Genomic DNA, 13,668 nt, shown 5'->3' on the forward strand with positions numbered 1-13,668 from the left:
CTAAAATCGCTTTATATACCCTATGTGATAGCTTTGTGTGCCATTTTCCGCATTACTCACCCAAGCGGTAAGCTGTGAATCTTTGCTCTGTTTGTTTGCCAAAAAGTATGAAAGAGAAAAGCCCAAAATCGCCCCAGCAATGACTTGTGTAGTGGTATGTCGCTCTGCATATACCCTACTTGCTCCAACTGAAGCTCCAATCAAACTTAATGGCACTCCCCACTTCCAGCCATAACGCTTTTGAGCAAATCCAGCCGCCGAAAAAGTAAATGAAGTATGTCCGCTTGGGAATCCATCAAAGCCTCCATTGTTTGGACGCTGTGAGATTCTAGCATTTGATTCATTTGAACGCGATACAATCACAAAGCCTTGCTTGATAGCGTGAGTGGTAAGGAAAGTCGCTCCAGCCCCTATGGCTTGCTCTTTCACACCTTGCATATCATCAATAGCACAGCTATATGCCATCATTGCAAAAGGCAGAATCTGCATTACATCGCCATATATCTTAAATCCACTCTTTTGGGCATACAAGCCCTTTTGCAGTCCTATACACAACATCAAAGTCATCAAATTTTTTTTATACAAAACACACTCCTTCAACTAAAAAAAGTGTGCGATTATATGCTTTTTTCCATAAAAAACAGCAAAAATACACCACCATTTTAGGAATACATTTTGCTTAGTAGCTTACATAATTTTCTTGTAAGGAGTGCAGTATGTTAGATGCAATGCAAAATTCTATTTTAAATAAGCCCGATTCTATCTTGGATAAACGCCCAAACTCTCCATCAGCAGATGTCAATAAGTTGGAGAGCAAGTTTGAAGATATGTTTGCCAAACAGGCTAAAGCCAAGACTCAAAAGGAAGCCAAAGATTCAAGTCAAGCCCAAGCCGTAGATTACAAGAATCCACTTAGCAAAGCCTTGCAAGGCAAAATGAATAAGACAGAGGGTAAAAATACAGCTCAAGCAGATTCAAAAAATGAGCTACTTGATAAGAATCTTTCATCACAACCGCAAAAAACACAAAGCCCAAGCACAAAACCTACAAGTCAAAAAGCTCAAACTCCAAGTGCAGTTCCTGCGTCTTTTGATTTTAAGGACACTGCGAGTGAAGATTCAAAAATCGGTTTGCAAGAAAAAATTGCCAAATCATCTAAAGAAAATAAACCAAAAGAGAGTAATCCCCTTGCAGAAGCCCTAAGCACACCTTTAAACACAGGCTCAACAAGCACAGCAAATAAAATTGCAGAAAGCAAAGATTCTAGCCTAGATTCAAAAGCAACAACTCCGCGTTTAGCCTCTATGCCAATGCCACAAACTAAAATCCCACAAGAAGAAACCCAAGCTCCAAAAACCCTAGCTGATGTGCAAAATCTCGCTCAAGCCAAGGGCTTAAACCCTAGCAAAATGAGCCTAGAAACACAAGGAGTAAATGCTCAATCTCTCGTGCAGGAAGCATTAGAGACACAAGCAAAGCCAAAAAGCATTCCAGCATCGACAAAAGAGAAAATCAACTACGAGTATGAAAATAATGTAGATAGAATCGCCATAGTCCAACGCGGAACCAAAAAGCCAAAAAACATCACAAGCAAAATCTCAAACGAGTATCCAACCAAAAAGGCTAATGATGAGGGCAAAGGCAGTGTATTTTCTCTAAAGGACGCACCCCAGCTGGGATAAACAAGATTTAAAAGAGCAAGATTCAAAGGAGAATATGCTCCAAAAAACCCTTAAGACAAAGGCTACGCCTTTAGTTGCTGGAGCTGAAGTGGGTAAGATTCTTAACTCAAAGCAAGATTCTATTGTAGAACAAGACGGAGAATCTTTACAAGCCCCGCAAGACAAAGGCAAAAAGCTCAAAAAGAATAAGGCGGAAAATGGCGAGATCATAAGCGAAGATTCTAAAAAAACAAAGGGTAAGGCGGTCAAAAACCCACAAAATAAAAATGTAGAAAAGCTAGAATCTAGTCCTACCCAAGCAGAATCTAAACAGATAGCCAATCAAACCAAGCAAACAGAGCAGTTTCAAGCCCAGCTTGTGGATTCAAAAAATGCAGAATTAAAAAGCTTTGAAGAGGCATTGAGACTTGATGAGATACCAAGTATTGAGGAGCTACAAAAGCAGACTCCAAAGTCGCAATCAAACGCTACTCAAAAGCCTAATGCCCTAGCCTCAAGCATAGCCGCTTTAGAATCTGAAGCCTTACAAAATAAATCTAAAAGTGGGGATAAAAAAAATAATGAGAAAAATCCCAAAAAAGACACACAAAGCAAAGGGGCTAAGAATACAGACTCAGAAAGCCTAGTGCAAACGAGTAAGGCACAAAACACACAGCTAGAAGAATCTCAATCGCCCCTTGAGCAAAGCCAGATTCAAGAAGAGGAAAAAAGCTTTGCGGAAATGCTTTTAGCAGGGGGCAAAAAGAAAACCAAAATAAAAGAAACTGAAGCAATGGAAGAAGGCAAGGGCAAAGCTCAATCTAAGCAAAGTGCGGAAGTTTTACACACAAAGGAAAATACTCGCACACAGATTCTCTACCGCTCTGCCTTAGCACGAGAGAGTGTAAGGAATTTCGCTCAAGCCCTGCGTGAAGAGGTGCTAAACTACAAGCCCCCTATCACAAAGCTATCCTTAGAGCTTAACCCGCAGAATCTTGGCACACTAGAGCTTACCATCACTAAAAAGGGCAAGGATTTACATATTCAAGTGGTGTCAAATGCCACAGCGGTTGGGTTATTTTTACAAAATCAAGTGGATTTTAGAAACAATCTCGCACAAGTGGGCTTTGAAAATGTGGATTTAAGCTTTAGCTCAAATGAGAATGGTGGCGGCAATAAGGGGCAAAATGGCGAAAACAGCACCCCACAAGAGCAACAGCAAGAAGGGAACAAAAATAGCTTAGAAGATTCACAAAATGAAATAAATGTAATGCATATTACACTGCCTAAATATGCCTAAAAAGGGAGCTTAATAATGGCGATTGACTTAGCAGAAGTAACAGGAAGTGCGGCAAAAATCGCAAAAGAGAAAGAAAAAGTCCGCAATATTAATGAGCTTGATAATGACGCTTTTATGCGACTTTTCTTAGAACAGCTCAAAAATCAAGACCCAACCGCACCAATGGAGACTGATAAGATTATCACGCAAACTGCCCAGCTCACGCAAGTGGAAATGCAAGAGCAAAATAAAAAGACAATGGTAGAAGTGGCAGAAGCGATGAAAAGCACACAAGAGACAAATAAGGAGCTAAAAGAGTTTCAAGCACAAATGAAAGAATCTTTAGAAGCACTCAATCTCGGTATGCAAGATTCAGCCAAATCAAATGTCACTACCGCACAGCTTAATGCACTAAATACCGTCTCAATGATTGGCAAGGTGGCTGAAACTGATGTCTTTGGCGTGAATGTCCAAAAAGGTAAGGCAGTGAAATTCTCAATCTATTTTGATCAAAAAATTGACACACAAAAGGGCGATCCCACCATTTATATTTTCAATAGCAACAATGAAATGGTCAAAAGCATTTCGCTTAAAGATAAAAATAACCAAAGCGGGTATTTGGAATTTACTTGGGATACGCTAGATAATAACGGCAAACAGGTAGATGATGGCACATATAATATTCGTGCAGAATACAATCTTGATGAAACAAGTAAGCAATATCACACCGCTCGTGTAGGACGCGGAGAGGTGCAAAGCATTATTTTTGATAAAGGCTCACCTATGCTAAGAATGGGCGATATGATTTTGCCCCTTGATAGTGCTATTGAGTTTTACAATAAGGATCACGGGCTATGAATAGCACTCTTATCAACTCTTACAGCGGGATTAAAACGCATCAATTTGGGCTAGATTCTATCTCAAATAATATTGCCAATGTCAATACCATTGGCTATAGAAGGAATATTCCGCAGTTTGAAAGCCTTTTTAGCACAAATATGGATTCTCTTAATGCCGATTCCCCTATTAATAACGATATGAACTATGGTGCGACAAAATCAAGTAATGCCATATCTACGCGTAGTGGAAGCTACAAGGCGAGTGATGGGGAGTTTAATGTAGCCTATGAGGGCAAGGGCTGGTTTGTCGTAGGGGAGCAGAAAAGCGGGAGCTTTGAAATCAAAGATGACGGCTATGAAAAAAAGCAAAAAAACTACTTCACACGCGATGGCTCATTTTTGCGTGATGGAGAGGGCTATATCGTCAATACAAGCGGATATTATATGTATGGTGTGGATTTAGGCAAGATTAAAGATGGAATCTACACTTCAAGCAAAAGTGAAGAGATTGATTTTGCAGCCCTTTCTTCTGGGAAGTTGCAACCTATGCAAGTCCCGCAGAATCTCTACTATCACCCTGTGCTGACTACAAAGCTTGATGTAAGTGCCAATCTTAATAAAAATGAAAACGCCACTTCTGTGTCATCATTTTTCAAAAACAAAGATGGTGAGTTTGATATTGAACGATTTATGGATACGGATATTAACGCCTTTGCCACCGATGATACGCCACTTAATGCCCCAAGCTACAATGAAGTCCGCCTTATCATAGATAAAGATGGCAAAAAAGAGACTTTAAATTTCAAATATGGCAATGGCGGGGCAGAATCTGGGGAATTTCGCACTTTTAATGATTTAAAAAATCTTTTGCGTGAGAAAGTGGGGTTAGATTTAGAAATCAGCAAAGGGGCTGATGGGAAAGTTGGCGAGAAAGTAAGCCTAGAGCTAAAAAATAATTCGTATAAGAATCTCAATTTAGAGCTTGGCGGAAGCCTATTTGAAAAGCTAGGATTCAAAGGAAAAAATGAAAACTTTAATAGCGGTGTGGGGACAAATTTTAACGCTAATAAAGCGTATGAAAAAAATGCTATTGTGCAGTATAAGGGCATCTCATTTATCCGCATAGGCGAACTTGGCAGTAGCGAAGATCCCTTTATAGATAAGGAAAATTGGAAGATTCTAGATAGCAGTGCGTTAAGCCAATGGAGTGATAATACCACCTACCTTGAAGGCGATGTGGTGCAAAGTGATGACAAAATCTATCGCCGTATTAATGCCGCTGGGAATAATCCACTCAATGAGGGGAATTGGGAAGAGCTAGGCAGTGTGGAATCTGCCCTGCCACCAAGCTATACCAAAGGCAGCACCTATCAAGTTGATGATGTGGTGAGTTATGAGGGCAAACTTTATCGCAAAATGGTGGATAGTGGCTCAAGCGATCCTAAGCTTGATAATATCGGTTGGCAGGAGATTAGAGGGGATAGCTTCTTCAGTGAGTTTATCCAAATGCCAAGCTACCAAACCAATGTAGAAATCTATGATGAAAGTGGCAAAAAATTCCTAGTCCAAAGCCATTATTTTATGGTGCAATCGGGCAATCCTGAATCCGAGCCGCCAATCAAGGAAAAATGGGAGGTGCGTTCAGCTGTGTTTGACCAGCACGGGGAGATTATGATAAGCCCCGATTATGTAACGCACAACATAGAATTTGATAGCGATGGGAAGCCAAGTGCCGAGCCTATTGAGCTAAATTTTGGCGATAAGAGCTTGACATATAATATCGCAGGGGCAAAGGATATGCAAAGCTCAAACTTTGTGTATAGAGATTCTGGCATTTTAGGAAAGGATCAAGATGGCAGGGCGGAAGGGCATTTGCGTGATGTAAGGATTGATAAAGATGGCATTATATTCCTTGCGTTTGATAATGGGGCGTATGAGCCTATGGGACGCGTGGGCATTGCGGCATTTGTCAATGATCAGGGCTTAAGGAAAGTAGGCGGGAATCTCTTTGAGATGACAGAAATGGTTGTAAATGGCGATGCAAGCACCATTAGCGGAAAGCCAATTTTAGGTTGGGAGGGGCTAAATCTCAAGTTTGGCTCGGTGCTGTATAAGCATTTGGAGACAAGTAATGTTGATGTGGGAAATGCCTTAACGGAGCTAATTGTTATGCAAAGAGGCTATTCTATGAATGCCAAAGCCTTTACCACAGGCGATGATTTAGTCAAAGAAGCCCTCAATCTTAAACGCTAAGATTCTATATTTTTGTGAATCTTAGAATAAATCTTGCCAAAATTTAAAATGTTTTTTTTTGTATTGTGTGGGCTTTAGATTCTAATTGAAAGGGCAAAAATGAAAAATGCAATACAAAACATAGCAGTTGGAGTTGTAGCAATCTTATCGCTTACCTTGGCACTTAATGGTTGCAATGATGATAAAAAGACAGAACAGCAAAAGTTTCAGCCAGATTCTTACTATGAGAATAAAAGTGTGCAAGAGCTAGAATCTCTATGTGAAAGCAATGACTTCAAAGCGTGTCATAAAGCAGGGGTAAAACCTTTGTTCTCTGCAAAGTAAAAACCAAGCGATTCAGTGCCTGTTATTCTTATTTTCATACCCTCTTTTGCAAAAATATCTGCAAGAATGGCTGAATCTTCTATGAAATCTTTGGCATTAGTTATTTTATCAAGACAGATAAGTTTTATGCCTTTATCTCTCTCACAAATAAGCATATCATAAATATTATCCATCTTATCATTAGTTTCAATTTCATAAAAAGCGCATTTTAAAGAATTTTTATATTCATCGATAATTTGATTCATAATGGTAGTTTTACCTATCCTACGCAATCCATATAACACTACAATTTTGCCATTTTTTTCTTTGTTTGCATTAAAAAAATCTTTGATAATATCTACTGCGTATCGTTTGTTTTTATTAGATTCATTTATGGTTAATGTTTTGTTGAATCATTTATTTTTGTCTTTGGGATTTTGATTGAATCTAATCCGTAGATGGCATAGACTAGCGAGTCGATTTGGGATTGAAGTTTGGCGGTGTTTGCGGTGGAATCTTGCGCTTTTTTGGCTAATCCTCCAAAATCTCAAATAATGCTTTGATAATCTTTGGGTGTAATGTTTTCCCGCTGTGGTGTGGCAAAACCATTCGTTTGGAGTCTTTTTTGTAAATTTTATGGCTTCCTTTTTCAAGGAAACTTCGTTTTGCCTATCCACCACAAAGCCATTTTGTAGTAGCAAAGATTCCGCTTCTTTTGCGGTGAGTTTGGGGAGTTTATCGCCCAAGTGCCACCTCGATAGGCGTTATCATCGCTTCTTTTGCGACAATGTGCCGAATCTCATCTGCCCCCAAACTCTCCAAATATAGCTCGATGGCTTCTTTGATATTTGTCCTAGCTTCCTCGAAACTTGCCCCCTCGCTTACGCAACCTTTTAGCTCTGGCACAAAAGCAAAGTAGCCGTTTTCGTCCTTTTCTATCACTGCGTTTATTAGCATAGCTGTCCTTTTTTGCGAAAATTTTGCGAATTGTAGCATATTATTAGTTTTCAATGATTTGGATTTCGTGCGAATCTAAGTCGTAGAGTTTATAGACTAAATCATTGATTTGAGATTCTAAGTCATTTATTATCTTGTCATTTTGAAGCTTTTTTCTCTTGTCATATTGAGCCATAGGCGAAATATCTCTTTTAGATTCTATGTTTTTAGATACTTCGCTATGCTCAGTATGACAATCTTTGCCTTGCGCTTTGGATTCAAGGATTTTATCCACTAGATTCACAATTTTATCGGCGATTTTTTGATTTTTGGCATTTATTTTTGGGATAGGGAGTTGCTTTTGGTGCTCGGGGTAGAAATGCAATCCATCGTGCAGTAGTTCTTTTACATAAAATTTAATCAAACTTGAATTTAACACGCCTTGCAAAAATTTTAAATCATACTTCATAGAAGTTGTGATTTTTTCTTTTGTGATTTGCTTTTTGGGGCTTGGGTGATTTGCATTTTGCATATCTTTCCATAACACAGAGCAACACATTGAATGATTGCAAAATCTACCCTTATCATCATATACAAAATTTATCAATTTAATATCTCCCAACATAGCACCTGCCATTAGCTTGGTAGCACTAAAAAGTTCCTCAAACATAGCATTTATAGATTTTATCTTTTTGATAATCCAAAAAATCGTGCGAATGAATGGTGTATCTAGTTAAATAATTATCCTTTGCTTCTATATAGGGTTTTGCATTGCCTTGTGGTGTAGAATGCACTAAATCTTTTTTGGTTAGATTTGGATTTTTTGCATTACCACACGGACGGCAACCATAGCTCACAAAACATATATAGTTAAGCGGTAAAGAATGGCTAGAAATTTTTTGTAATAATGCTAATTTTTCATTGTTAAGTGTAAGTCTAAAATTGTAAAATTCTAAATCTTTAAAAATATCTTGATTTAATCTATCAAATCCTATATTTTCAAAGCCCCTCCATTGTTTTTTTGAAATTATATTTTTGATTAAAATCTCATTATTTTGTGTCTCACATTTTTGCAATAACAAAACGCAAGTATCTACGGTAGCATTATCAAATACATTGATATTAAAATTTACAATGCTATGAATTGTATTTTGCAAAAATAATTCACGCAATTTTAGTCCATACTCTTGCGACAAAAATTTATTAGAAGTTATGTAAGTGATTATGCCATTTTGTTTGAGTAGCTTTAATCCTATCTCATAAAAAAACACATAAATATCAGTTTTTTTGTGCGCAGTTTTAAAAATATGTCTATTGTCTTTTATTGCTTGTGGCATATTTTCTGATGAAATATACGGCGGATTTCCTATCACAATATCAAAAGATTCCACGCCAAACATATACGCACTATCAAAAAATTGTGCTATATCGTTAGGATTAAATGGATTCCATTTAGTGAGTGGCGTCTCGCCTTGTGCTTCAAAAAATAAATCTTTTGCGATTTTGTCTATCGTGGCTTTGTATTTTGATTGTAGGGCGATTTTGTCGTGGCTAGTAAATGTTTCTGCGCGTATTTGTTGTAATTCTATCAAGCCTTTTTCATAAATATCACTGCCAAGTTGTCTGCCACGCGAATCTTGCAATGAAGTCTGCAAAGGCAAAAGTGCATTGGCGGATATAAACTTAAACTCCAAATTTGGCAGGGGCTTAATATCGCTAGGATTTTCATCGATGATAAGGGAGAGAAAGCAACGCAAACGCGCGATTTCGGTAGCCATAGGCTGAATATCTATGCCATAAATGCAATTTTGCAAAATCTCTAATTTGCGCGTATAAAGGGGGCGTGTGTCGCCTAAATCGCTTTGAATGCGGATAATCTCATTCAAAATCCCCATAGGAAATGCGCCCGAACCACAAGCAGGGTCTAGGATTTTTAGGGTGCTTAGCTCTTGTAAGATTAAGGTGGAATCTTTGGAATTTACCCACCCCCTAGCCCCCTCCGCAAGGGAGGGGGAAGATTCGGAGTTGCCACACGCAAGGGAGGGGGAATCAAATTCAAGTCCCCTCCCTTGCGGAGGGGATTTAGGGGTGGGTATGTTACCAAACACAAGAGATTCTAAAAATTGTGAATCAACCTTGCCTTTTAGTTTGGTTTGCAAATGCAATAAAATCGCACTTTTCACCATATAGCGCACGATTTCGCGTGGCGTGTAGTAGCTCCCTGTGGCTTTGCGGAGGGTGTTTTTATCTAGCTTTTCTAATTTATTATCCGTAAAAAGTTGAGATAAAAGGCTCTCAAAAATCTGCCCCAAAAGCTCGGGGTCTAGGGCGACTTCCACCGCACTCTCATCTGCCTCATCTATAGTGAAATGATAGCGATTAAGTGTGGCAAAAAGTTCACTAAAAAGGTCGTTTGAAATATGTAGTGAATTGATATGCGCATTTGGATTTTGCAAATCAAAAAAGTCATTGTCCTGTGGGCTAAATAATCCACCATTTAGGTAAGGAATCGCGTGTAAAAGGCTAATGATTTGCTCGGGCAAAAATCCATAATTTCTAGATTCGCGAGGTGTGTTTAGCGTGGTAAAAAAGAGTGGCTCTAACACTTCGTGGTAGTAATTTTGGCTTAAATGTGTATCCCAAATCGCAGAATCTACAATGCTCTTTTTCTCCAAAAATTTACAAAATAAAATGCGTGAAAATAGGCGCAGGACAAAATCACGCTTGGTTTGCTCATCGCTTGTGTTTGGTAATGTGATGGATTCTACAAAGTGTGCAAAATGAGCGAAAATTTCGGTGTAGAATGCTTTATTTAGACTTGAAATGCTTAACGCCTCCAAAATCTCGCTGTAATAAATATCTACTTCTTTTGGTTTGATTTTGGCGATTTGGTCTAAATTTTTGCAGTGAGCGTGGCTTGGGTTGGCTAAATTTATGTCTTTTATAAGTGTGATTTTTTCTAAAACATCTTTTGTGCTTGTGATTTTATTGTCTCGGCGCGTGGCAAAGGCGATAGATAAATGCGTGGAGCTTACAAAAAAGATAATGTTATAACTTGTGATTGCTTTATTTATCTCATAGGTGGCGTGTATCAAATCCGCCCTTTTGTGTGAATGTGTGGAAACAAGGCTAAATGCTAGATTGCTATGTCCGCTTTTAGAGCTTTCTAATTTATCATCGTTTTTTGCATTAGAATAAAAAATAATCGCATTTGCAAAATCAAAAATTTCATTTGGCAGATTCGCTATATTCTCGTTGCTTGCTTCGTCTTTGTGTATTGAAAATAACAAATCTAATAAATCTTTAAATGATTTGCTTTGGGATTGGAGATTGTGTAGGGTGATTTTAATTTTATCGTGCATTGCTTTGTCCTTGTAATATGGTAAAGTTTGGGTTTATAAGTAGCCACACTATTAGCTTAAATGGCTTTGGTTTTGGCGTTTTAGGGAAAAGTCCGCCATCTCGCAAAGCATTTTGAGAAATTTGCTTTTGCGTTGAATCAATTTGGGCATTTAGTTGATTAGTCAAATTGGCAAAAATGTGCTTTAACACGCTAATGTCTCTGTAATCTTTGGTGAGCGATTCAAGGTGCGTGAAGTCCTCTTGGGGCTTTTGGGTGATATTTTTTAGTGTGATGATTTTGGATAGATTGGCGTATTTGTCATTTTCGCTCACGCTTGGGAGCAATGTAGCGCGTGAAATATCATAAATGCACGGATAAAGCGCGGATTTATCGCGTGAATCTATGTCGGCTAAAAGGGCAAAAAGGAGATTTTGAGATACTTCGCTATGATTAGTATGACAAATTCTTGCAATAGAAAAAATGCCATCTAACAAATTGCTAGGCGGTGGCGCGGTAAAATCAAAGAGATTTGAGAGATTGACAAAGGCGTTGCTTTCTGGCTCTAATGCGATAAATTCGCTCTCCATTGCTTTTAGTTGCTTTTGTCGCAATTCTTTGTGTGCGCTGTATTTTTCTTGTTGTGGGGAAAATGGATTTTCTAGCGCGGTGGCGGTGTTTGCTGCTTCTAGCTTGTAGCGCAATTTTGCCTCTAAATCGATATATTTTTCTAACTCCATAGGGAAAAAATGCCGAATGCGATTTAGCTTGTGCTTTGAGCCGATACGCCAAATGCGCCCGATTCGCTGAATGGCACGCACGGGATTAAAGGCAATGTCCCAATTTAGCAGATTCGCACAATCTTGCAGATTTTGCCCCTCGCTTAGACAATCTGTGGCGACTAAAATGTCGATTTCGCGCTCATTTTCGCCTAGCTTGTGGTGCAAGGATTTTGGCGAAAATCGCTTTTTAAAATCGCTAAAATCTTTTGTGCTTGTGTTGCCTGTGATAGATTCTATGACAAACTCGCTAAATGTCGCTTGTAATGCGGATTTTAACGCCTCTGCTGTGATGATACTCTCTGTAAAAATGATAAGTTTTTCGCGCTTTATGTCGCAAGAATCTATGAGATTTTTTAGGGCTAAAAATTTCTCGCTTTTGGGAAAATCACGCTTTGAATTGTATGAATCTAACTTTGATTTTATGTGCTGTAATTTATCCAAATCGCTTTTTATGTCGCTATAAAATTCATCGCTTAAATCGCTAGTGTAGTTTGAATCTCTAATGCTTTGCAATCGCTGTGGAAATGCGCTAGATTCATCAAAATCATCGCTAGATTCGCTAAAATTGCCACTCAAAAATCTCGTGTGGTAGCGAATGATTTTATCCAAAATGCTACTAAACGCATCGACACTAGATTCTAATGCTTTGATAAGCGACATACATAAAAATCCGCGTGGCGTGGAGTAATCGCCCAAATTTGCAAGTTTGTCGCTTTTTAACAACTCGATAATTTCACGGGGCAAATACCGCTCACTATAAGGGTCATAAATGCAAAACGATAAGCTATTTTTACTTGGATTTACGCCCAAAATTTCTAGCAGTGAATCTATGCTAAAATCTATGTGTGCGGGGATTGATGAGCGTGGCTCTGAAGTTATATCCTTTGTAGGCAGGGATTTGCCTTGCGCTTTTAGAAAACTCTCTATTTCTTGTGCGGAGCGCGAAAAGATAAGATTGCAAAGTTTGTAATAATCAGGTGGCAGAATAATCTCGCTAGATTGACTAGAATCTTGCGCATTTTTGGTGGTTTTGTTTGCTTGCTCACATATTTTTATTGGGTCTAAATCCTTTTTGTTTATGGTGATATAGGATTTATTTAGGCTAAGCTGACGGGCTAAATCTAAGTAGCTATTGTTTATCGGCGTGGCAGAGAGTAGCAAGATATGGGATTTTTCACCTAATCTCTCTTTGAATCTGCGATATGTGGCGTTGTCATTGCGAAAACTATGCGATTCATCGATAATCACTAAATCCGCATTTTGCAAAAACCCGCTTTTTTTGTCTTTGTGTATCGCTTCATCGTAGCTATAAAATGTAATATTTTGATTTTGGATAAAAACATCTTGCGAATCGTATTTATAACTCTCCCATTGTGCTTTTAGCTTGGCTGGAGAAATAATTGCGATTCGCTTATAGAGCGTGGCAAGGGCTAATGCGCTCAAAGTCTTGCCACTGCCTACGGGGTCTGCAAGCAAGGCTACGCCATAAGTTTTTAGCCGTTTTAGGCATTCTTGTGTGGCACTTTTTTGGAAATCATAGAGTTCGTAAGCTTTCGCACCTAGCTCTAAATCGCGCATTTCATTTGCGGATAAATCCTGCGTCTCATCTTTGAAATACGTCGTGATTTTATCGATAATGTCTTTTGGGCTGTGATAAAAATAGCTTGTATTAAGCAAATTTAGCACTTCTTGCGTAGAATCTATGCAGGTATTTAAGAGATTATCAAAGTAGATTTTGCACTCTTTTGTTGTTTCTTTGGAATCACAGAGTAAATTTAGCTCTTTGTTTGAGCTATCACCATAAAGCCCCAAACCACTTGCGGTTAGATTTGAGCTGCCGATGATGGCGTTTTGCTCGATTTTAGGATTGGCATAATCGTGGAGAAAATACATTTTTGAGTGGATAAGCGTGGAGCGTGGCGAAGTGTAAATTTTGGTATTTGCGTGGTGGGCGATAAAATCATAGGCGATTTTAGTCGCAGAAATCTCATCTAACTGATTTTGGATAATGTCTAGCTCATAGTTTGCTAGCCCATCGCTGTGGCGCAAATAAAAGGCAATGCTAGAATCATTTGTGCTAGGCGAATCTTTGCCTAAAATTATCGTAAGTGAGTTTAGCTTGTGGTGCAATCGCGCTATTTCTTGCAATGCTTTGGCATTGAAAAATCCGCTAATCACGCACAAATCGACTTTTGCATTATACGAATCTATGAGATTTGATAGGCGATTTATGAGGGTGTTTGGAGGCTCGTTTGTGATGAGTTGGGAGGTCATA

The 13,668-nt window shown here is 38.7% G+C and carries 11 protein-coding genes and 1 pseudogene; 5 read left to right on the plus strand and 7 right to left on the minus strand.

The features are described 5' to 3' along the window. On the minus strand, positions 1–585 hold the full coding sequence (locus HCN_RS07740; protein ID WP_014667144.1) for a phosphatase PAP2 family protein: 585 nt from the start codon (positions 583–585) through the stop codon (positions 1–3). 131 nt (positions 586–716) lie between these two features. On the opposite strand from HCN_RS07740, the gene HCN_RS07745 reads away from it, so the two are divergent. The 5 genes from HCN_RS07745 (at position 717) to HCN_RS07765 (ending at position 6,356) form a co-directional block, all read left to right on the plus strand. Beyond that, positions 717–1,682, plus strand: coding sequence for a hypothetical protein (locus HCN_RS07745; RefSeq protein WP_014667145.1), 966 nt, complete (start codon positions 717–719; stop codon positions 1,680–1,682). A 34-nt stretch (positions 1,683–1,716) separates the two neighbouring features. Continuing rightward, positions 1,717–2,961: a flagellar hook-length control protein FliK gene (gene fliK / locus HCN_RS07750; protein ID WP_002955436.1), complete on the plus strand. Its 1,245-nt coding sequence runs from the start codon at positions 1,717–1,719 to the stop codon at positions 2,959–2,961. Positions 2,962–2,976: 15 nt separating this feature from the next. After that, entirely contained in the window at positions 2,977–3,798 is an 822-nt protein-coding gene (gene flgD, locus HCN_RS07755; protein WP_014667146.1) for a flagellar hook assembly protein FlgD, read from the plus strand. Then, on the plus strand, positions 3,795–6,032 hold the full coding sequence (locus HCN_RS07760) for a flagellar hook-basal body complex protein (protein WP_014667147.1): 2,238 nt from the start codon (positions 3,795–3,797) through the stop codon (positions 6,030–6,032). The genes flgD and HCN_RS07760 overlap by 4 nt, the downstream gene beginning before the upstream one ends. Positions 6,033–6,131: 99 nt before the next feature. Continuing rightward, on the plus strand, positions 6,132–6,356 hold the full coding sequence (locus HCN_RS07765) for a hypothetical protein (RefSeq protein WP_002955439.1): 225 nt from the start codon (positions 6,132–6,134) through the stop codon (positions 6,354–6,356). Here HCN_RS07765 and HCN_RS07770 read toward each other — a convergent pair. The 6 genes and pseudogenes from HCN_RS07770 to HCN_RS07795 all read right to left on the minus strand — a co-directional run bounded on the left by HCN_RS07770 (position 6,317) and on the right by HCN_RS07795 (position 13,667). Continuing rightward, positions 6,317–6,601, minus strand: coding sequence for a hypothetical protein (locus tag HCN_RS07770; RefSeq protein WP_014667148.1), 285 nt, complete (start codon positions 6,599–6,601; stop codon positions 6,317–6,319). The genes HCN_RS07765 and HCN_RS07770 overlap by 40 nt on opposite strands. 265 nt (positions 6,602–6,866) lie before the next feature. Next, positions 6,867–7,081 (minus strand): annotated as a pseudogene (locus HCN_RS07775) (type II toxin-antitoxin system HicA family toxin). Beyond that, a complete protein-coding gene (locus HCN_RS07780; RefSeq protein WP_014667149.1) occupies positions 7,071–7,292 on the minus strand; it encodes a type II toxin-antitoxin system HicB family antitoxin in 222 nt (73 codons plus the stop codon). Before HCN_RS07780 ends, HCN_RS07775 begins: the two are co-directional and overlap by 11 nt. 43 nt (positions 7,293–7,335) lie before the next feature. Then, positions 7,336–7,878, minus strand: a complete 543-nt coding sequence (locus tag HCN_RS10765; protein WP_373365034.1) for a hypothetical protein — start codon at positions 7,876–7,878, stop codon at positions 7,336–7,338. Between the two features lie 55 nt (positions 7,879–7,933). Continuing rightward, positions 7,934–10,633 (minus strand): Eco57I restriction-modification methylase domain-containing protein, encoded by a 2,700-nt coding sequence (locus HCN_RS07790; protein WP_014667151.1) that lies wholly within the window; start codon positions 10,631–10,633, stop codon positions 7,934–7,936. Further along, complete coding sequence (locus HCN_RS07795; protein ID WP_014667152.1) at positions 10,623–13,667, minus strand: helicase-related protein; 3,045 nt, start codon at positions 13,665–13,667, stop codon at positions 10,623–10,625. Before HCN_RS07795 ends, HCN_RS07790 begins: the two co-directional genes overlap by 11 nt. Between the last annotated feature and the right edge of the window lies 1 nt (position 13,668).

Source organism: Helicobacter cinaedi PAGU611, assembly GCF_000284635.1.
GTDB lineage: Bacteria > Campylobacterota > Campylobacteria > Campylobacterales > Helicobacteraceae > Helicobacter_C > Helicobacter_C cinaedi.